25 protein-coding genes are annotated in these 19785 nt (G+C 36.1%); 5 read left to right on the top strand and 20 right to left on the bottom strand.

The window, feature by feature from the left end; genetic code table 11:
* Positions 1-28 precede the first annotated feature (28 nt).
* The 14 genes from J7E37_RS20975 to J7E37_RS20910 form a co-directional block, all read right to left on the bottom strand.
* Positions 29-1636 carry a putative polysaccharide biosynthesis protein gene (locus J7E37_RS20975; protein ID WP_215026887.1) on the bottom strand — a complete coding sequence of 536 codons (1608 nt, stop codon included), beginning with the start codon at positions 1634-1636 and terminating at the stop codon, positions 29-31.
* A 198-nt stretch (positions 1637-1834) separates the two neighbouring features.
* Positions 1835-2293: a GyrI-like domain-containing protein gene (locus J7E37_RS20970; protein ID WP_215026884.1), complete on the bottom strand. Its 459-nt coding sequence runs from the start codon at positions 2291-2293 to the stop codon at positions 1835-1837.
* A 203-nt stretch (positions 2294-2496) separates the two neighbouring features.
* Positions 2497-3093, bottom strand: a complete 597-nt coding sequence (locus J7E37_RS20965; RefSeq protein ID WP_215026881.1) for a protein kinase — start codon at positions 3091-3093, stop codon at positions 2497-2499.
* Between the two features lie 554 nt (positions 3094-3647).
* Positions 3648-3989, bottom strand: coding sequence for a hypothetical protein (locus J7E37_RS20960; RefSeq protein WP_215026878.1), 342 nt, complete (start codon positions 3987-3989; stop codon positions 3648-3650).
* A 46-nt stretch (positions 3990-4035) separates the two neighbouring features.
* Entirely contained in the window at positions 4036-4224 is a 189-nt protein-coding gene (locus J7E37_RS20955; protein ID WP_215026875.1) for a PspC domain-containing protein, read from the bottom strand.
* A 201-nt stretch (positions 4225-4425) separates the two neighbouring features.
* Complete coding sequence (locus tag J7E37_RS20950; RefSeq protein WP_215026872.1) at positions 4426-4986, bottom strand: GNAT family N-acetyltransferase; 561 nt, start codon at positions 4984-4986, stop codon at positions 4426-4428.
* A gap of 50 nt (positions 4987-5036) precedes the next feature.
* A complete protein-coding gene (locus J7E37_RS20945) occupies positions 5037-5807 on the bottom strand; it encodes an alpha/beta hydrolase family protein (RefSeq protein ID WP_215026869.1) in 771 nt (256 codons plus the stop codon).
* Between the two features lie 37 nt (positions 5808-5844).
* Positions 5845-6270: a GNAT family N-acetyltransferase gene (locus tag J7E37_RS20940; RefSeq protein ID WP_215026866.1), complete on the bottom strand. Its 426-nt coding sequence runs from the start codon at positions 6268-6270 to the stop codon at positions 5845-5847.
* Between the two features lie 94 nt (positions 6271-6364).
* Positions 6365-6781, bottom strand: coding sequence for a DUF4279 domain-containing protein (locus J7E37_RS20935; RefSeq protein WP_215026863.1), 417 nt, complete (start codon positions 6779-6781; stop codon positions 6365-6367).
* Positions 6782-6838: 57 nt separating this feature from the next.
* Positions 6839-7285, bottom strand: coding sequence for a DUF3916 domain-containing protein (locus tag J7E37_RS20930; RefSeq protein ID WP_215026860.1), 447 nt, complete (start codon positions 7283-7285; stop codon positions 6839-6841).
* Positions 7286-7658: 373 nt separating this feature from the next.
* The gene (locus J7E37_RS20925; RefSeq protein WP_251009804.1) at positions 7659-8288 is read right to left on the bottom strand and encodes an alpha/beta hydrolase; all 630 of its coding nucleotides are present in this window, start codon (positions 8286-8288) and stop codon (positions 7659-7661) included.
* Positions 8289-8355: 67 nt separating this feature from the next.
* Positions 8356-8832 (bottom strand): GNAT family N-acetyltransferase, encoded by a 477-nt coding sequence (locus tag J7E37_RS20920; RefSeq protein ID WP_214783171.1) that lies wholly within the window; start codon positions 8830-8832, stop codon positions 8356-8358.
* A gap of 430 nt (positions 8833-9262) precedes the next feature.
* Positions 9263-9406 (bottom strand): hypothetical protein, encoded by a 144-nt coding sequence (locus tag J7E37_RS20915; RefSeq protein ID WP_214783168.1) that lies wholly within the window; start codon positions 9404-9406, stop codon positions 9263-9265.
* A gap of 289 nt (positions 9407-9695) precedes the next feature.
* Entirely contained in the window at positions 9696-10121 is a 426-nt protein-coding gene (locus J7E37_RS20910; RefSeq protein WP_214783165.1) for a nucleoside 2-deoxyribosyltransferase, read from the bottom strand.
* Between the two features lie 265 nt (positions 10122-10386).
* Between J7E37_RS20910 and J7E37_RS20905 the strand changes: the two genes are divergently transcribed.
* From J7E37_RS20905 to J7E37_RS20890, 4 genes are all read left to right on the top strand, one after another.
* Positions 10387-11415: an ArsR/SmtB family transcription factor gene (locus J7E37_RS20905; protein ID WP_215026857.1), complete on the top strand. Its 1029-nt coding sequence runs from the start codon at positions 10387-10389 to the stop codon at positions 11413-11415.
* Positions 11416-11529: 114 nt separating this feature from the next.
* Positions 11530-12510 (top strand): ABC transporter ATP-binding protein, encoded by a 981-nt coding sequence (locus tag J7E37_RS20900; RefSeq protein ID WP_215026853.1) that lies wholly within the window; start codon positions 11530-11532, stop codon positions 12508-12510.
* Positions 12507-13289 (top strand): ABC transporter permease, encoded by a 783-nt coding sequence (locus tag J7E37_RS20895; protein ID WP_215026850.1) that lies wholly within the window; start codon positions 12507-12509, stop codon positions 13287-13289. The genes J7E37_RS20900 and J7E37_RS20895 overlap by 4 nt, the downstream gene beginning before the upstream one ends.
* 3 nt (positions 13290-13292) lie before the next feature.
* The gene (locus J7E37_RS20890; RefSeq protein WP_215026847.1) at positions 13293-14081 is read left to right on the top strand and encodes an ABC transporter permease; all 789 of its coding nucleotides are present in this window, start codon (positions 13293-13295) and stop codon (positions 14079-14081) included.
* Positions 14082-14201: 120 nt separating this feature from the next.
* Here J7E37_RS20890 and J7E37_RS20885 read toward each other — a convergent pair whose 3' ends face one another.
* The 6 genes from J7E37_RS20885 to J7E37_RS20860 all read right to left on the bottom strand — a co-directional run bounded on the left by J7E37_RS20885 (position 14202) and on the right by J7E37_RS20860 (position 19068).
* Positions 14202-14843 (bottom strand): hypothetical protein, encoded by a 642-nt coding sequence (locus tag J7E37_RS20885; RefSeq protein WP_215026844.1) that lies wholly within the window; start codon positions 14841-14843, stop codon positions 14202-14204.
* Between the two features lie 154 nt (positions 14844-14997).
* Positions 14998-16023, bottom strand: a complete 1026-nt coding sequence (locus J7E37_RS20880) for a serine hydrolase domain-containing protein (protein WP_215027150.1) — start codon at positions 16021-16023, stop codon at positions 14998-15000.
* A 124-nt stretch (positions 16024-16147) separates the two neighbouring features.
* Positions 16148-17356 (bottom strand): MFS transporter, encoded by a 1209-nt coding sequence (locus tag J7E37_RS20875; protein ID WP_215026841.1) that lies wholly within the window; start codon positions 17354-17356, stop codon positions 16148-16150.
* A gap of 125 nt (positions 17357-17481) precedes the next feature.
* Positions 17482-17889, bottom strand: coding sequence for a hypothetical protein (locus J7E37_RS20870; RefSeq protein ID WP_215026837.1), 408 nt, complete (start codon positions 17887-17889; stop codon positions 17482-17484).
* Positions 17890-17970: 81 nt separating this feature from the next.
* Entirely contained in the window at positions 17971-18393 is a 423-nt protein-coding gene (locus tag J7E37_RS20865) for a hypothetical protein (protein WP_214783140.1), read from the bottom strand.
* Positions 18394-18714: 321 nt separating this feature from the next.
* Positions 18715-19068 (bottom strand): nuclear transport factor 2 family protein, encoded by a 354-nt coding sequence (locus J7E37_RS20860; protein ID WP_215026834.1) that lies wholly within the window; start codon positions 19066-19068, stop codon positions 18715-18717.
* A 153-nt stretch (positions 19069-19221) separates the two neighbouring features.
* On the opposite strand from J7E37_RS20860, the gene J7E37_RS20855 reads away from it, so the two are divergent.
* Complete coding sequence (locus tag J7E37_RS20855) at positions 19222-19410, top strand: hypothetical protein (RefSeq protein WP_215026831.1); 189 nt, start codon at positions 19222-19224, stop codon at positions 19408-19410.
* Positions 19411-19785: the final 375 nt, after the last annotated feature.

The following is a 19785-nucleotide window of genomic DNA, read 5'->3' as shown; positions in this document are numbered from 1 at the left end:
ATAGAATTTTAACTGGCTATTTGCATTACTATTTATTCTTACTTCTCAGTGAAAATCTCTTTACTAAATTTAGCTTGTAGCCTATACCTAAATAAACGAATACCCCCGTAGAAATGGAGATGATTGAAGTTACTGCAGCACGAGAATATATACTCAAACCTTTTGGCAACCATAGTTCTGAAAAAAGCTTTACACACCAGACAGCCATTGACATCGTCAAAACTAATAAGAAAATTCCCTTTAAGGTTTTAAGTAAAGGTGATAACTTCAATTGAATTGCTTTCTTAATGATGAAAATGTTGAATAGAATAGAGATCATAAAGCCAAAGTAAGTCGCTAAAATCGGGCCTGCTTCCTTAAAATATGGTACGAGTATATAGTTTAAAACGATCTTCAAAAAAACTCCCAAAAGGATTCCTATGATTAATTTCTTTTGTTCATTTATTCCTTGCATAATAGCAGCTGTTACTGTAAACATAGCAAAAAATACTGCGGCTAAAGAGTACCATTGCAAAAGATTCCCGCCTAGCTCAGGACTGTTTTCAACCCCAAAAATCATGATATAAATTGGATTGCCGAGAATACATAGGCCCATAGCAGCTGGAAGAGTAAAGAACACAATTATTTGGATGGTTTCAGAAATCTTATTCCGCACTTCTAGTATTCTTTCTCCAATAAAATCTGAGGTTATACCCGGTATCAAAGACATGCCGAATGCTGTAGCCAATGACACAGGTATCATCACGAGAATTTGCGCTAATCCAATAACTGAATTAATAGTTTCCGCTTCATTTAACTTGTATCCTATAGACTGAAACAATTTATTAATGGTAAAGGTATCAATATTTTGATAGATGGGGATTGCCAGTCCTGTAATGACAAATGGAATTGCATATCCAATCAATTCCCTTAACATTGAGATCACTTTTAGGTCTTTGTTATTTGGACTGATATCTCTTTGTTTCTTTATTAATTCTCTTCGTTTATAAAAAATGAATAATAAAACTAAAAATCCTGCTACCCCACCGATAAAGGCGGCAAAGGTGGCAATCCCTACAGCATTGGTAACGGAACGGTTAAATATGTGGATGGTAATATATGCGCCTGCCAAGATAAAGACAATCCTGACTACCTGCTCTACCACTGTACTTAATGCCGAAGGACCCATTGATTGGCTTCCTTGGAAATATCCCCTGAAAATACTCATTGCTGGAATAATTAACAAAGCAAAACTGACGAGACGAATTACATACTGAACATCCTCTGCAGAATTACCTGTTTGATCATTAGTCCCGATTAGTACACTTGCTAAGAATGGTGCCGATAAATACAAAGCAGCAAATGAGATAATACCACTTATGACCATTAAATACATTCCATATCTTAATAGAGTCAAACCCACTCTATAGTTACCTAATTCATTATATTTCGAAACGATTTTAGAAACGGCAAGTGGAAGACCAATTGTTGAAATACTTAAAAGGATCGTGTACGGCCCATAGGCATATTTATATAAAACATATCCTTGAGTTCCTACGAGAGCCGTGAATGGGATAATATAAATAAAGCCCAGAATCTTGGATATCAGGCTGGCTGCCGTCAAAAAGAAAGTCCCTCTTATAAATTTACTCTCCACTGAAACACCTCAATTAATCACAACTATGTTTAGCAATTCTTTCCCATTGCGCTGATTCTCTTATTAACTCTATATTAACATATTTATCCATTAAGGTTTCATTAGCAACTAAACTAAAAGTGCGCTAATCCTCCCAAGATCAGCGCACACTACAACTTACTATTTATTCACATCAACTAATTGGATTTATTCCAAGTTTCATTGAGCAGGAACCCATATTTCCATCTCATATTCTTCGCTTTTTTCTTTTCCAATCATATTAACTTTCACAATTTCAATTTCAGGCATACCCTCTTTTATTGTATACCCTTCCTCATCAAAGACTCTCCATAAATTCCAATACGTGTTTGGAATTTTCTTGGCTGGACCTACATGTGTAAATACAAGATATTTTTGTTCCGGAAAGGTATGTAAGGTCATTCCCTTTTCTATTTTGTAGAAATTAACAGATTCGATTTCAATCCCACAAGTATAAAAGTAATGGTCACTTCTTGGAGGTAAACAAACCCCCACTATTTCATTTATATTGCTATCGATGAATTTGTTTGCCATCTCCCATAATTGCGGAATCGGATAAACCATTTCACCATCCCACTTACCAGCAGCACTATAACCTACTAGAACAAATGAATTTTTTATAACTTCCTTAAATTTCATAGCAATCCCCCAATTAACTAGTTTCTGAGCAATCTTAGGGTCTAGTATAATAAGATTGACCATACCTTGCCTGTCTTTTTTTGCTCTTTACTGACCTTTTCAACCACGGAGGAGTTACCTACTAAAAATTGCGTTTAATCCTTCTCGGATCACCTTACTCAATATTTAAGTCGATTTTTCAAATACCTACCCTAATATTCACCTTATTCCTTGCCGCATTCATAACAGCGTTTATCTTTGTCATTTTTCCCGTACATCCTTAGCTCTTTTTCAATTCCACATTCATTGCAAAAGTCATAGTGTATTTGAGGAAGAATACCCTCTTCTGCTAAAGGAACCCACTCCTTTTCATATAAGCTCTTGGTCATTCCGTAATCCGTAAAGACCAATTTACATTCTTCGTTCAATCCATAGTTGCTACTATCTTTTAAATCAAAACAGTCGAAATATTGATCTAAAATGGCCAAAACTTCTTCGTATAAATTGGGAATTAAATGTTGATGTTCTTGTACCTTTATCTCATAGGTTTGATTATCCTTTAGTTCTAAAGGTCTGAAGTATTGTTGGACAGATATAAATTCATCAACGAAATATGTCGGAGCGAGTAACGGATCTAAACCTTTATCCACCATTGAAGTATAAATTTCTAATTCGTTTTGCGATTGTTTATATCCAAGAGGGTGCAAATGTACTTTTATTACATAATCTGCAACTCTATATACTTTCCGTGTCGAACCTATCCCTGCAAAGTTTTCGTTCTTACAGTACATTTTCCAGTTTTGAATTATAGGCTTTAGCATTGTAGTTACCACCGCCCCCTTCTAATAGAGTAATTAAAATATAAATTCATCTTCTTATCTAGAGGCATCCTGGTAACAGGCATTACTCCAAGGAATTTTTTCTTTTAACATTTACTATTACAAAATAGGAAACTAAAGATATTAACGATAAAAAGAGAAACACTGTTAACACCGACAGTAGAAATTTATCGAGATGCCATGTTGACCCACAACAACTTATTCCGTAAAAATAGGGCAAGCGCGGGTCAATTTTCACCCATGTTAGTTCTCCAAATTCTATAGGAAATCCTATAGCCATTGGAAAACTCTCTTCCAACTCCTCATATGTATGTATCATTTTTCCGTCAAAGAAAACAGTAGAGATAACAAAAATGCACGATATAAATAGAATCAGTGTTAAAACTGCTAACTTCCTTACGATGAATCTCACACCTATAGCACCTCAGAAGAATTTCTATCATAACTGTCTACCAATGATTCGCTTGGAATTAATATTTAAGGGCCGCAAATTATTGCAGGATAATCGCTCCAATTTGTTGGGAATTTTATTGCTTTTAATAGCAATAATCCGCCTCTTCTTTATCTAAAATTTTACCGGTATCCTTCTCAACAACTATCTGATAGCCCTTACAAAGTGGCGTATCCCTTTCATCGATAATATCGACAATATAAGTTTCTGCTGTTTCTTTCACATTCTTACTCTCGTAAGGTGTTAAATGCAGCTTTACTGGATGTGTCCAATAGCCAGCAAGGTAACGTTGAGAGATTGTAATCGCCAGTTGATCATTGACAGGTAAATCAGAAGGATCAAGATTCAAAGTTCGAGCATCGTGATAAAGTAATATACCTATTATTAAGCTAGTCAAAAGTATCGTAAGCAATTTCCATTTCTTCAAAGAAAAATCCCTTTCAAATATTTTTTCAAGTAATACACCCATTCATTTAATATAACGAGGGAGGACTATCGTCCATCGTATTAACAAGAACTAAATAGATTAGTATATTAGCGCCGGGTAATAAAATAAATATTAGTCTGACCGCCAAAGAAGATATACCAAAATACTCAGCTATACCTCCACAAACACCACTTATAGACTTATCTGTTGAAGACTTTTTTAACTTATTCTTCACTTCAATTCCCCCTCCTATGTCGGAGCCTACCCAAGTAAATAATACCATAAATAACCAATACATATAGTTAACATTACGGCATTATTTTTTAAAAATGCCCTTAATCCTCCTGAAATCAATATGAAATTAAGTTTACTTACTGGAACGCTGCCCCTTATAAACAAAAAAACTGCCATCTGGCAGCCAGTTTATTTAGACACTTCATTTTCGGGTTAGGTTGAAGTATTCTTCACTTAACATAGCGAATAAATAGTTATCCCTCCATTGTCCTTTTACCTTTAAATGTTTTATAAAATGCCCTTCTTGCCGGAAACCTAATTTGCTTAAAAGCTTGACTGAACCCGCATTTTCCACATCGCAGACGGCATATAACCTATGTGCATCAAAAATATTAAACCCTAAGAATAGTAAGCCATTAACAATTTCTATCCCATAGCCTTGTTTCCAGTAGTTTGAGTTAAGAAAATATCCGATTTCAACTGTTTTATAATCCTGATCTCTTACCATAAACAAAGCATTTCCGATAACTTTTTTAGTGCTTTTTATTACAACCGCTAAAACATATATTTGTCTGTTTTCTTCGTTTTGAAAAGCAATTTGCTTTCTAAGGCTATGGAGAGTTTGCTCTCTACTATTTGGCCCCCAAGTTAAGTATTTAACAACTTGTGGATCGGACTTAAATTCATATATATCTTCAAAATCATCTTCACCAAGTTCTCTAAGGATCAGCCTTTCAGTTTCGACAACATTAATTACAGTCATATATATACCCTCGTAAAATTCTCATTTACTAATATCCTTCTTAAACTAAATCAGATTGAATCAACAACTATGTCCCAAGCAGATGAAGATGGATCAATGATCTTAAAATGTTCTATATCAGACAGAACAACTAACTTAACCTTATCTCCTTTTTCTAAAGCACTTTGGTAATAATTCTTGCTTAATTCAACAGGAACATGACGATCCAACTCACCATGTATCAAAACCTGATTGACTTCAAATGGTAATAACTCTATTGGAGAAGACATTTTATAGCGATTAGGAACTTCCTGTGGTGCCCCACCTAAAAGGGCAGCTACAGGACTTTTTATTCCCTTTTGCTCATGAATTTCCCACATGTGTTGTAAATCTGTGACTCCTGCCAAGCTTAATACCTTTTGAATAGATATAGAAAGTTCATGAAATACACTATCGGTTTTCGACGCGTTAATCCTTGAAGCTAACCAAAGGGCTAAGTGGCCTCCCGCTGAATGACCTATAACAGTTACATTGGATAGGTCAATATGATACGAATCTTTAATAATTGACAAATGATTTATAGCGGCAATAACATCATTAAAAATGCTTTTCCATCCTTCTAGTTCTTCACCTAATCTTCTATATTCGATGTTCCAAGTTGCATAACCCCGTCGAGTTAAATCTTCAGCGATTGGGGTATTTTCTTCTAAGTTATATTTCGATTGCCAAAACCCCCCATGAATTAGGACTATTACTGGGCATGGATCTGAACTTTCAGGCAAACGTAATACACCAAATTGTGACTGATGTTCCCCATAAAAAATATTGAATTTATTAGACATTAAAGACTACCCCTTAAAAACTTGATTATTGTATATTTCAATAAGTTAATATCTTTTTTAAGTAATACTGCTGATTTCCTTTGTTCGGATGTTCTTCAATTACACCGACTGTCTCATAACCGTTTTTTTGATAGAATTTGGGGGCTTGAAAGCTGAACGTATCAAGTTGAATTAGATTGCACCTGTTTTCTCTAGCTATTTCTTCTATACGATTTAATAACTCTACCCCATATCCATTACCCCTAACTGATTCATCAACCCATAGATAATCAATATGTAGGTTAAACCAAAAAATTGTTCCTGTAATGCCACCTAATATTTCTCCTCCTTCATTCCTAAGAATAAAGCTAATTTTCTTAACTGGATGTTTTACATCATCAGGCAGTTTAGAAAGGTTATGTTCAATTACCTTCTTTCGAATGTATTCATTATCTTCTTGATTCCATGGTTGAGTTATGATCATATTTTCTCCTTCCGAGAAGACGATAAATTAATATTTCCATCCCTTTTGCTGATTAACTGCTTGTTCAATAAGGTACTCGATTCAAAAACGGTTATCAACTAACTATGTATAAATCAAAATGAATCTCCGCTTGAATTAAACTAGCAAAATCGATGATTTCTTTTTTTAAATACATAGCGGGTGATTCATTATTTTCAATCTGAATTACTACCATAAAAAGATACTCTAAACCATATTTCCGTTTGAGGAATGTTAATTGGTCCGATTTCCCTTCGAGGGATTTTAGAATGATGTTCAACTGGTTATTTATATCGTATGATTCCTGGTATCCAGTACAAAAAGTCCAATCTGAATATTTTCTATATCTGTTTTTGGTAGATACCGGATGAATAGCAATAGCTGGCCTTACAATTAAATCTCCTTTTTTATAAGCTTCTGTGGGCTCAATACCAAGTGCGTCGGTAACTACCTCCAATGGAAATTCACCACTTACTGCACTAAAGTAAGCCATAACCTTTGTTTTATCCAGAATTTTTCCCCCTTGCTGTTAGCAAATCAATTAAAATGTTTAATTTATCTCACCTATAAACCAGAGTTCTCCTTCATAGTCATAATCCTCGTCAGAAATTATCTCCTTAAACCCCATCACTTCTAAACCAGGAGGCAGATTAAGTTTCCACTCTTTAATAACGTCTCTATGCAAGTTCAAAGGCAGCCACTTCTGTTCTGAAGTATCCCTTTCAAAAAATCCATTAAACCAGCTTCTATCTGGTATCACTGCGATCTGGGAATCGAATAAGTTTGGCAGACTTATCACAGTATAAATTCTATATCGCTCCTGCAATGGTGTCTTTAAATTTTTCAAATGGCTGACTCTATTAATCAATATTTGCATGATTTCTTTTCTAAATTTAATGGGAAGTTTATCAGACTCTAAATATTCTTGTGCAAAAGGTAAATGTAAATGCCAATAACCTAATCCATAATCACTAGGGTTAGGCAATTGTTCAGTCATTTAAGGTATCCATTAAATCCCTTTTCCTTCTTCTTAGACCTCTAACCTTTTTCTTAGATTTACTCTCGAATTTCCATCGATTCATATAGCTCAACACCTTCTACCAATTAATTCTTATTCAATTATCCACCCTAAGCAAAAGAAGTCAATAACCCTCTTCTTCACTCAGTGAATTCAACGGCTTTTATACAAGTTCTATGGTTTTACAGTTAAAATAAAAGCAATATACAAAACTCCAAGTGCGATTATAGGTAACAAAAACGTTTTAAGTTGTTCCAATAAAGCTCCTCCTTAACAACCTCTGTTCCTTTAAAAAACAGACTTCTACATTAAAAAGATCGTTAATCCTAACTGGATCAACGGTCCGATTAGTCTAAAACTCCTTAATATCAGAAATGACACTTTTTAATATATCAATAGACTTTATAGGATCTTCATCAAGCTCTAAATTGTGATTTCCACCCTCAACAACTTTTAAGATAAGATTTGGATTATTTTTCATCCTTTCAAATCGCTCCACAATAAAGCAAGGACTATCTTCTTCTCCAAAAATACAAAGTCCTTTATGATCACTATTAACCAATGCATTAAATACGTCATCATTTTGCAGCAAGGGAGTCAACCATACTAATTTGGCATTTTTAAACACTGGTTGCTCAATCAGACACCTTAAAACTCTTGTTCCAATCGATTTAGCTACTATATAATAGTTGCTGTACTTTTTGTCCTTTGTTGCGTTGTCGATTACAAGTTGTACATCTCTTGCCAAATCCCTTTCATTTAGAGAAGAAATCTCTTGCCTGCTAAATGAATAATTGATATGTAATACATCGAAGCCTTTATTGTAAAATAACCCTGTTGTGTAGTATAACAATGGAGCATGTGTAGAGTAACCCGCTCCGGGTAAAACAATAACTAAGTTATCTGTTCCTTCTTTTTGTTCAATCAATCTAAAAGGGATGCTTTTAGTCATTTTCTCACTACTCTCTAATTTTTTCAGCAAAAAGAACCAACCTTAGTCCAAAAGTAATTCAACAGAAAGAGCGTTAACCCTTCCAGTCAACGTAACGTTAGTCCAATAATTTTTTTAACTCAATCTCATCCCTTATCGGAATACCATCATTACCTATTAAAGGAATCTCTGGTTTTAACTTTCTAGCTTTCTCTACTGCATTATTGATCACTTTGGAAATGACAAATCCTCGTTTTTGATAAAACTTTAATGCTAATAAATTATCATTTGTTGTTATAAGTCTTATGAATTTACAATTTTTCTCGAAAGCTAGGTTTTCTACTTCTTTAACAAGCGATGTTCCTATACCCTTACCCTCTTCAATACTGTCTAATGATATAATTTCGCAATCGTAATCTTTAATGACATAGGTAATCAGGCCAATGATGTTGTTTTCTTTTACGATGGCAAAACCATCTAATGTACTGCAATCATAAACGCCGCTTGAGATAACCATTTCTGGAGATCCCCAATGCAACTTAAAAAACTCTATTATTTTATCTTTTGGTAAATCTTCAGTTTTGTAAGTATTCATAACTCCCCCGTACCGTCACTATTCTTAGTGTCCATCTTTTGATTCCTTATAAAACCATAAAGAGCCAATCCAATTAGGAAAAAACTATTCTATTTCTTGATTAGTAAAATATAGATAGGCATATAGTGTCATTGTAAATGAGCTAGGGATTAACGAAAAAGTAATGAATGGGTGCGTTCTCACTTTTTCCAAAGCACTTAACTCCTTCCTGCATCTTCTCTTTTTTTCAAAGATTGAAGCAATACTGCATTAGCTAAAAGGAATCCCGCCGACAGTAAAGCGAGTTTAGTGCCAAGAATAAAAGAAAGAATCGCTGATAACAAGGCACCAAACAAAAGTAATTTACTTAATGGACTCTTGATCTTAACCTACCCCTTTTTGTTGTCAGTTGTTTTTACAAGTAATCGAAAAATCTATTCTGAAACAGCTTCTATTTTAAAAAACCAAATACCCAAACAATCAAGTACATTGGAATTGCTACGATCATCATACCTGCCAGAAAATAGCTAAGCGACTTTATAATGAATTTAAAAATATCATAAATAGAGCCTGCTAAGTCATCAATAAATTTCAATATTAATCACCCCTAAAAAAATTCCATGTTACCACCGCATGCAAACTACTTCTCTAGACTCCTTAAAGTTATAGCAAGTGCAACCCATGTTAATCCTGAAAAAATGGCTAAAGGAATTGCTTCAGCTGTCATAAACTCTGGAACTAGATTTGAAAAAATGGTCTTGAAAAATAAAAAAGTTGAAAATAAGGCAGCGAAGGCTAATACCCCCAATAAAATTAAAGAAAGTTTTTTGTCAATTCGGTCATCTTCCTTTCTTTTTCAGCCCTTCAGCTATAACCATTATGAATTAACACACCTGTTGGTTTAAAGGCAATTGAGTGATGATTTTCTCTACTAATTCATCCAGTGTCCCATAACATTTTTCTACTTCGGATAAATGATAAAATGTGCTAGTTGTTTCAAAATGATTTATTGCTCCATCTGGTGAGTAAAGAAAGATTTTCTTTCCCAGGCCCAACGCGATTCCTAATTCTATATGAGTTCCTTTTCCGCCTGGGAGTAACACTACGATGAAATCAGATTCTATGACGGCATCTTTCTCGTTTTGCCCGATTTCTTTTAAATCTTGGAATGTAAACGTCTTTTCTTCCCTTGCTTTGGCATTTTTCGTCCAATCATATGTATGCATATAGCCTTTATTTACTAATTGTTTCGTCACTAAGTTCACAGCATCAATATTTCGAAAACTCGAGGCAATATAAAATTTCTCCATACTCTTCTCCCTATAAATAAACTAATCGTCTCATTCCTACATACATAGTATTCAAGAAAAAGAGCATTAATCCTCCTCTGGAATGTCGAAAAATGGAAATCCAATTAACATTAGCTGAGTATCGAATGCTTATTTATGGTAAAAAAACCCGATTAGCCTTGCTTAATAAGGCCTATTCAAACCTTAATCAAGGTTTCCGAACCTTTCATGTTTCCTTTATTAGATGATTGCCTTATAATAAACATGTATGAAATGAGGTGTTGTTATGTCATTAGAGTGGGACAGCCGCTCAAAAGCTGATGAAGTCGTAGTGGAGCATTTTCACTCAACTGTTGTGGAATATATTGCTTTTACTTCATCTTTACTTGATGCAAGAAAAGAACAGGACCGCTTATATGGTCAACTACTCAAGGAACTGGATAAAAACTCTGCAGGATTCCTGGATTTTTGGGAAACAAAAACCGATTGGAGTTTCACCTTCCTTTTTAATTTCCTTCTGCCTTGTCCTTATTTTCATGATGTTGAACTGTTTCTTGAAAAGATCTCTACTCTTAGTGATCCTGATTTTTTGTATCACTTTTTTGGCGAGTCTCTTCCTGAAAAGCAAATTAAAGAATTGATCAAAAATCCAAAGAAGCTTAAATCTGCCGAGGATACGATCTGGTGGGAAACTGATGATAAAAAATCAACGATGCAAGAAATTCTAAACAACCTGCCTAATTTTCGAAAAAGCTTTATATCTCTCTTGTTAGATGCTTCTCAATCCCGCACATTCAAAGACGAACTAGCAAACATAAGCAATGCTGCCCAGAATTCCATCGAGAAAGTGAAATCGATCGACATGGAGCCTTTGGCGTTAGCTCAATACATAATGGGAAAAACGTTCAGGCGAACAAGCTTATATCAAGTGTATTACTTTATTCCATCCTACTTCTTTGCCGCTAACCGAATCAGGATTTTCGATTCCAAGACATGTATCATCATCTATGGAGTTGATGCACCACTGGTCGATTATCGGAAAAAAAGTGCCGAACTGGAAGTGCAATTAAAAGCACTTTCCGACCGGAATCGAATCCTTATTTTAAGAATGCTTGCACGGAATAAGGAATACGGTGCCAAAATTGCCGAGTACCTCGGAATTACAACGGCAACCGTCTCACACCATCTGGAACTTTTAAAGAAAGCTGGTTTTGTGAAAGAAGAAAAAGTAGGAACGATTAAGTATTTTTCTTACAACCGGGAACATGCAGAAGCAACTTTAAAACAATTGCAAGAATTTATAAATCTGAATTAATAGTCTAATCCCAATAAAGGATTAGTCTTTTTTTATGCAAAAAATGGTTGACTTTACCAAACATCATAATATAATCATCTTATAAGATAACCATCTTACATCGGAGGCGAAGACATGAACCAAAATGTAATTGAAGTAAAAAATGTTACTCGAGCCTACACAACGGAAGTAGGTGTTTTCAAGAAAGAAAAGAAGAAGGTAGAAGCACTGAAAGGAGTTTCTTTTGCAGTGAAGAAAGGGGAAATCTTCGGCTTGTTGGGTCCTAATGGCGCTGGTAAAACAACGATGATTAAAATATTGTCTACGATGCTGATCCCCCATTCTGGTAATGTGTCCATCTTAGGGCTAGATCCGGCAGCAGATCACCGACTTTTGAGGCCAAAAATCAATTTTATACTTGGAGGAGAACGGAACTTATACTGGCGGCTATCGGCTTATGACAACCTATCGTATTTTGCTGACCTTTATAAAATTCCTCAATCTATCAAGAAAAGTAGAATAGAAGATTTACTGAAGCTCGTTGGCCTTCATGATGTTGCCCATCAAAAGGTTGAGACCTTCTCAAAAGGAATGAAGCAGCGATTACAGATTGCTAGAGGGCTTGTGAACAATCCGGAGATTCTGTTTCTTGACGAGCCTTCTATCGGCCTTGATCCTGTTAGCGCCAGGCAGCTTCGCGAGAATTTGCGAAAACTAAATAACCAAGGTACAACGATTCTGCTGACAACTCATTACATGTATGAAGCAGACGAATTATGTGATCGCATTGCCTTCATTAATAAAGGGGAAATAATCGACATCGATACGCCCTCCAATCTGAAGAAAAAGGTGGATAACCTGTCCATCATCGACTGCTCGCTCCTGGGAGCTTTATCATCACAAATTGATTTAATAAAGAATCTTAAAAGTATTCACCATATACAAGTTGACCATGATGATTTTGCTTGGACATTGCGGATCCAGACAACAGAACCTCAGCTTGTCGTGCCATTTATTTATGATTCAATGAAAGATTCTGTGATTACCAATTTAACGATTTCGAATCCAACACTTGAGGATGTATATGTAAGAACGATTGGAGAGAATGCATCATGAATCTAGCTGCGTCCCTTCTTCACACCATCCTTGTCCATATGAAGCTATCGATTGCACGTCCAATGTTTAAGTTCATCATCTGGATTTCCCCGCTTTTTTATTCAACATTAGCGATCTTTATTTACGGGAAAGATTCACCCGAAACTTTGTTCCATTATGTGGTGCTAGGCTCTGGATTCATGGCCCTCTGGTCCTCAATCGTTTTTTCATCGGCCAGTGATGTAAACAGAGAACGATTTTATGGAACACTCGAAATCATTTTTATCTCGCCAGTTCCGTTCGCGGTCACTCTGATAGGAAAAATCATAGCGAATACATTATGGGGACTTCTTTCAATGATTTTGTCTTTTGTTTATTTAAAATTTGTCTTCCAATTAGACCTTGTCTTTTATCATCCGTGGGTCTTTTTAACAGCATTACTATTCGTCCTGCTGTCACTGGCTGTTTTCTCTTTCTTTCTTGCGCTCGCCTTTACTCTTTCGAGGCAAGCGGAAGCGTTGATGAATTTCATCGAGTACCCGATTTATCTAATATGCGGCTTTTTATTTCCGATTTCATATTTGCCAGCGTGGGTTCAAGGAATCTCTTACGTTTTGCCTCCTACCTGGGCAATCCAACTTTTACGGGATGTGACGACTGAAACGCTTTCATCACAAACAGTGCTGATTTCTTTTACAGCCCTTGTTTCTCTTACAGCGCTATACATTTTCATTGGGATGTATTTCTATCGTTTAATGGATAAAAAGGCTAGATTTCACGGGAAATTGGGGGTGTATTAAAGAATGGAAGCTGTTCAACGATTTATACGTCACGGTTTTCTATCGTATAAAGCTTTATTTGGCTGGCTGGATCCGAAGGTATATTTATTCGTAATGGTGCTGAGTCCTCTCAGCCAGCTAATTTTCTTTTCCACTTTAGTAAACTACGTGTACAAGGGAGAAAATCTATTAGGTTATGTAGCAGCCAATGCTCTCCTGCTTTGTGTATTAAATGCAGTGTTTGGTATTATGTCTGTAATCACCTCCGACCGCTGGATGGGGACACTTCCCCTTGTCATGGCAACACCTTACAATAAAGTAAGCTTATTTCTATCACGGTCCATCGCGCACGTCCTAAATGGATTGGTGACCGCAGCTATCGGACTGCTGTTTGGAATCGTCCTCTTTCAGTTAACGATTTCTTTAAAAGAAGGTCTCGTACTGCTGATTATTTGGCTTTGTTCGATCTTCTCTGCTGCTGGACTTGTCCTTATACTTGGAACCTTTTGTCTCTGGTCCCCTTCTATGCACCTATGGTCAAACTTACTGGCAAGTCTTTTACTTTTATTAAGTGGTGCTAATTATCCTTATTCCCGGATGCCAGAATGGCTGCAGCTCCTCGGGCAGTTCACACCTTTGACAAGAGGCGTCCAACTTTCAAAGGACATATTGAACGATGGAAACTATTCAAATGTGGCAGTCCTTTTAGGTGAAGAAATCCTGTTAGGCATTGCTTTCTTTGCCATAAGCTTCTTACTGTTAAAATACGCCGAATACCAGTCGAGATCAAAAGGAACTATGGAATTTGATTGATTAATTGAACACAACAAAAGGCATTGCAAGTGCAATGCCTTTTGTTGTGTTCATAACTGGATTGTAATTTCATGTTCCAATAACCTTCATTGGAACACTTTTTTTATCTAGACAGTCGGGCTATATACTTCTATAAAACTCGTGGGCAAATGGGCCTTTTTCACTCTGGTCCGCCATAACATTCACGTAATCTATTTCAAAAAAGTAGAGCCCTTTGCTTAAAAGGTCATAAAAGAACGGTGCAAACTCAAACTCTTTAAATACAAAGACTTCTATCAGCGGATCATTATTACGATAGGCTTCGTATATCCTGTGATTCCCATTAATACAATAAGCCTTATTATCCGTTAGATACTGACTTTGAAGGACCATGACAGGATTTTTATGATTGGTTTTTATTTGATTTGGATCTTGATTTATATTTCCAGGATCAACTGAATTAATAATATTGATTGGTGAAAACTTTACTGGTCTAATCCCTTTATCTTTTATTAGAGCCGTGGCCCCATCAATGTCTAAAGCATATTCAAACACTCCTGTTGGGAACTCTGCATACAAGGAAAATGTCTCCTGTCCGATTGGATGAATGACTGGGTAAGTTTCACTGGTCAGAGTTTCATTCACAATCTCAGTCCACTTCCTGGCAACTTCATTCCCATAACCGGACTTGTTCTCCATCTCCTGAATCCGCGAATGAAAATGTGTAAAGGGATTAAAATCCCGAGATTTCTTTTCAAGAGTCTCGATTTTACCCTGCTGCATGTCAAACCTCCTATTTCAAACTTAATTTAACTAGCTTTTTTAAAAAGCTGTGTTAGCGTTTAATGTTGATTATACTATTAAATAAGGCTGCCATATAATGACAGCCTAATCGTTTGTTTTGTTTAACGTCCCCGTTACTACAATAGCTACCACTCTATAAGTTTTTTAGATTCGAAATAACCAGGTTGTCAAACATTTGAATATCTTTTATATAATCAAACCCTAATTTCTCGTATGCATTTAAACTATTATACATTCTAACGGCCACTGCATTATATTCGGGAATGACAGTACAGGAACATCCAGATGCCCCAAGTATTTGGTAGGAACCTGCTGGTAATTCTGAACCTAATTCATTGTAACCAACAGATACTTCACCATCTTTAACCCACCATAGAAACCCGAATTTCGGAAGTTGATGGGGTAAGGAATTAGGGCTTTGCACCGTAGTAGTTAGTTCAAATATTTCTTGTGGAAGTATTGACCTATTTTCAAATATCCCTTTGTTTAAATGTAAATTTCCCCAAAATGCTAATTCTTTGGCACTTACATAAAGATTTCTTTCATCACCTATATTTGAGCCAATTCTTAATGTAGGATAATTCTTTAACGTATCTATATCACAGACTAAATTTTTATTCCCTTCAGTAACCCATCCAGTGTTTGTCCAATTCAAGGGCTTAAACACTCTGTTTGATAGGACTTCATTTACTGTCCTGCCAGTAGCTTTGTATAAGATCTTCGCTAATATTTCTGGTCTCTTTCCCTCAATATTAGTTCCCAGATCAAAGACACGGTAAACTGTTCTATTTTCAAATTTTAGACCAGTACATCTTGTTAACAAATGTCTAATTGTTGCCTCTCCAAGGGTGTCTTTATTATATTCATCATCTAAATAGTCACTTAATTTATCATCCAGGTTTAATAAGCCTTCATATATAGCTAATGCAATGGCAAATCCAATATAAATAACTCTAACCGAATATACATTGAATCTTGAATTGCTATTTATCTGTATTGCACCTTGCTCATAATGGTGCCTTCCAGAATACCACTCATGTACTATTTTATTATCTTTCATAATAACCAATGCAGAACCTGATGCATTCATATCTCTTCTTACTTTTTCTGTATTTAAGGTGAGATCTTTAAATGCATCTTTGTTTAAGGTTACATTCATCTCCAAATCCACTATCCCCTTTATATTTCACTCTTAATGCTTCGTTGAAATATCAACAATGAATACTAACAGAGCTTTTTAAAAAAGAAGGATCTTGCAATAATAGCAAAACCCTCCCTTTTCCTTATGGTTCCATTAAATTTCTAACAAACAACTGGTTGTTCTTATTAACAATGACGCTTACCACCATAAGCAATAAACCTGAAATAATGAATACGAATCTAACCCCCAGCAAATCTGCAAGGAAGCCCATAACAAGTGACCCTATCCCGAACACTCCTGTTCCGATAGCCCCTAAAGAGGTATAGACTGTTGCCAACCGTTCTTTCGGCACACTTGTTTGGATGACCGTTTGTTGAGGAATGCTTTTTAGCTGTACAGAAATTCCTACTATAAAGGATAGAACCAAGGCAATAGATGGCACACTGTTTAGACTGAACAAGATCGTTGCCAGGAAACCTGCAAATGAACCTGCGAAAATAAAAGCACTTAATTTCCGCTCAATAAATGAGAAGTATTTAATACAATAGATGCTTCCCAGGATCAAGCCTGCAAAGAATGCACCGTTGATAAAACCCCACCATTTCTCGGCAGTATGCAGAGCATCACTGACAAATACCAATAATATGGCCGCAATCCATACCGTGCTAGCGAGTGTTTCGTATAAATTGATCCAGCCAATTTTCCGCAGAACTTTCGTGTCTGCTAAGGTTCGCCATCCTTCTTTGATTTGCTCAAGTTTCCCCTTCGACTCTTTCGTCGTAAGGTTGACAGATTCCAAAAAGCAAAGGAGGCTGCTTGAGATAGCAAATAAGACTCCAACTAACCAGACTAGCTGCGGTGGATTCAACACAAGCAAAAACAAACTGCCTATAAACCACATCAATGCCTGAAGTATTTGCGCAACCGTTTCTGTAATTCCGTTTGCCTGCACTAAGTCCTCAGGTTTTACATAGTGAGGAATCAATGTCTGGCTGATTGGGTTTGCACAGCCATCCAGGAAGGCTATCAATCCAATCAATACGTAAATCCAGTAAAAATCGGATGCTGATAATCCAATTAGAATTACCCCAAGTAAGACAAGCAAAAAAGTTTTCCCGATTTGAGTTCCAGCCATTAACCAATTCAAATTAACTTTTCCGATCAAAAGCGGTGTCAAGAGGCTTGATACGAACATGGCGGATGTGATCGTAAATGGAACAAAAGACGCTGCCGTTGCTGATTCCGTTAAGACAAAAATCGTGCTGATCACGCTTACCATATATAGTACATCGCCCATATTGGCGAGAGACTGACCCGTCAACAATAATGTGAAATTCTTATTCCAATTCATATCTTATCCCCCGTTTAAAATTGAACGTTTATTTTAACAGCAGGGAAATTTAAATTGGACAATTCATCTACATCAATACTCCTTTCAATGACGGATAAATCTGGGGGATGATTTATCACAAGAATTTAAGAGAGAAACAGATAAAAAACAAAAATCGAAACATAGGTCGTATCCAGGCCTGCAAGATAAAACTTAAGGTTTGATTTTTTCAACCTTGCCAGACTGTAATTAAATAAGACATCATATAAACTTATTGCAAATAAAATGACGGAGATGACTATTACGAATATTTCTCCAGTGATTAACACCGCCAGGATATACAATAACCATCTTCTGAAAAAATTAAATACTAAATCAATGAGAATCATAGACAAGCCTTCTGGATTCACTTCCAGCTCTTCGACAGAAGATATTTCGTCAAGACCGGTCTTTATCTTTCTATAATCCTTTATGTAGTCGAGATTGATCCACAATAAAATAAAGCAATAAACAATGATATAAATTTCCTCGTTGCCGTATAGTAATTCACCCAAAAGAATACCTCAATATTTACAATCAATAACCATTTTGCAATCACCTTGATTGGCACTTGCTTAATTTTACTGCCCAGATCACTATCTTGCCTCTACTACGAAACTGCTATATTCCTCATCATCAATAAATATATCAATCTTCCAAAGACCTTTTTCGTCAAACCCAAACTTTGCTTCGCTTTGCATACTCATAATCTCCTGCTGGTAAAGTTCCCTACTTTTACCCGAATCTTTATGTGTTCCGATCATCTTATACTTTTTACCAGTTAAATCTTTGCTATTGTCCAGAAAATATAGCTTGTAATGTCTCCCTTTTCCTGCTGGAAACTCAGGCTCATCGGTTTCTCCGTTCATTTTAGTCATGCCAAACTGATCCTCTGTTCCGGACAGGTGCTTACCATCCTTGGTAAAAGTAGCACTTAATCCCCAGTATGGTTCATCACTATTAGAACAAGCGTTAAGGATCAACAAAACTAAAATCAATAAACCTATGTATTTTTTCACTCGCTTTCACCTCAACTCTTAAGGACAGTTGTGCCATACTATATATACCCGATCTCACATGCCGGCGGCTCGGCTTTTTATGCTCAATTCCTAATATTGGCGAAGAACTCTCCCATATTGACTCCCAGATGATAGGAAGCATACCAAATCCAAAGTGTTAAGAATATAGTAGTAAGAGCCGGATACTTTTTGGTAATTCTCTTTAGTTCTTTGTTAAATCATCCATTCCCACTTACTCCTCGTTAGTAAAATATTTCCATTTTATTATTACACAGATTGCTTTTTTGCTCAATATATTGTTTAATCTTTCTTCGCAAAGCTTTAAAATGATGGGTCCGTTTTCGTTCCTTGATGGAAAACCATTTTCCAAATACCCTCATTTAGTTTCCAAATAGAACTCCGTAACGCATGCTGTTTCGTCTGTTCATTAAAAGTTCGGTATGTTGCCAGAACAATATTTTCGGATAAAGTATGAATATCGAAATTACTTATTGTAGCTTTGATCATACCAATTCCGCCGTCCTTAAAATTTTCATCTTTATGCAATACTCTCCCAGAACTGCCAAACTCAAAGAACTCATCGGCCAATAACCTTTTCAGCTCCGTTTTTGATGAACGGACTTCTGACGTTAATAATTTTTCCTCTAAATGTTTAATATGTTCTTTTAGATCCATAGATGAAATCTCCTTTACAATCAATAGAAGACTAATTCAACAAAGACAGCGAATATCCTTCTTAAATGTAAAAGAATGCCATTTCTCGTTAAAAAGTGAAACCTCTGTACATTTGAATCGTATTAGGAAATATATAGAAAGGGGATACATTTAATGAGTAATAAGGAAATGAAATGTAGTAGCTGCGGCGGAAACTCTTTCGTCCAGGCAATGGATTATATCAATCTCCGGCCAGTCGATAGAAAAATGAGTATTGGATCCGAAAGGGTTTATACAGTTTGTTTAGTTTGTGGAGAAGTGGTTTCAATTAAGGTGAAAAATCCTGAGAAGTTACTTAAATGATCTTAAAGCTCTTGATGTGAGGGCGGCTCTGAACAACTTTGATGAAATTCTTTATGTTATTGGCCGAACCTGGGGCTACTTCGGACAACTTTGATAGAAATCTTTCTGGTTTTGTCCGAACATGGGGCTACTTCGGACAACTTTAAAGGAAATCTTCCTGATTTTGTCCGAAGCCAGGGCTACTTCGGACAACTTTAAAGGAAATCTTCCTGATTTTGTCCGAAGCCAGGGCTACTTCGGACAACTTTGATAGAAATCTTCCTGGTTTTGTCCGAACCTGGGGCTACTTCGGACAACTTTGATAGAAATCTTCCTGGTTTTGTCCGAAGCCAGGGCTACTTCGGACAACTTTGATAGAAATCTTCCTGGTTTTGT

The organism is Bacillus sp. ISL-39, from assembly GCF_018613295.1.
GTDB lineage: Bacteria > Bacillota > Bacilli > Bacillales > Cytobacillaceae > Mesobacillus.
This window is presented reverse-complemented; position numbering and strand designations above follow the sequence as displayed.

Coding starts and splice junctions, on each gene's coding strand:
- J7E37_RS20970 (WP_215026884.1), bottom strand. CDS start 2,293: ATGAAATTTAAGGAAGTTATAAAAAATTCATTTGTTCTAGTAGGTTAT.
- J7E37_RS20965 (WP_215026881.1), bottom strand. CDS start 3,093: ATGCTAAAGCCTATAATTCAAAACTGGAAAATGTACTGTAAGAACGAA.
- J7E37_RS20950 (WP_215026872.1), bottom strand. CDS start 4,986: ATGACTGTAATTAATGTTGTCGAAACTGAAAGGCTGATCCTTAGAGAA.
- J7E37_RS20945 (WP_215026869.1), bottom strand. CDS start 5,807: ATGTCTAATAAATTCAATATTTTTTATGGGGAACATCAGTCACAATTT.
- J7E37_RS20940 (WP_215026866.1), bottom strand. CDS start 6,270: ATGATCATAACTCAACCATGGAATCAAGAAGATAATGAATACATTCGA.
- J7E37_RS20935 (WP_215026863.1), bottom strand. CDS start 6,781: ATGGCTTACTTTAGTGCAGTAAGTGGTGAATTTCCATTGGAGGTAGTT.
- J7E37_RS20930 (WP_215026860.1), bottom strand. CDS start 7,285: ATGACTGAACAATTGCCTAACCCTAGTGATTATGGATTAGGTTATTGG.
- J7E37_RS20920 (WP_214783171.1), bottom strand. CDS start 8,832: ATGAATACTTACAAAACTGAAGATTTACCAAAAGATAAAATAATAGAG.
- J7E37_RS20910 (WP_214783165.1), bottom strand. CDS start 10,121: ATGGAGAAATTTTATATTGCCTCGAGTTTTCGAAATATTGATGCTGTG.
- J7E37_RS20905 (WP_215026857.1), top strand. CDS start 10,387: ATGTCATTAGAGTGGGACAGCCGCTCAAAAGCTGATGAAGTCGTAGTG.
- J7E37_RS20900 (WP_215026853.1), top strand. CDS start 11,530: ATGAACCAAAATGTAATTGAAGTAAAAAATGTTACTCGAGCCTACACA.
- J7E37_RS20895 (WP_215026850.1), top strand. CDS start 12,507: ATGAATCTAGCTGCGTCCCTTCTTCACACCATCCTTGTCCATATGAAG.
- J7E37_RS20890 (WP_215026847.1), top strand. CDS start 13,293: ATGGAAGCTGTTCAACGATTTATACGTCACGGTTTTCTATCGTATAAA.
- J7E37_RS20885 (WP_215026844.1), bottom strand. CDS start 14,843: ATGCAGCAGGGTAAAATCGAGACTCTTGAAAAGAAATCTCGGGATTTT.
- J7E37_RS20880 (WP_215027150.1), bottom strand. CDS start 16,023: ATGAATGTAACCTTAAACAAAGATGCATTTAAAGATCTCACCTTAAAT.
- J7E37_RS20875 (WP_215026841.1), bottom strand. CDS start 17,356: ATGAATTGGAATAAGAATTTCACATTATTGTTGACGGGTCAGTCTCTC.
- J7E37_RS20860 (WP_215026834.1), bottom strand. CDS start 19,068: ATGGATCTAAAAGAACATATTAAACATTTAGAGGAAAAATTATTAACG.
- J7E37_RS20855 (WP_215026831.1), top strand. CDS start 19,222: ATGAGTAATAAGGAAATGAAATGTAGTAGCTGCGGCGGAAACTCTTTC.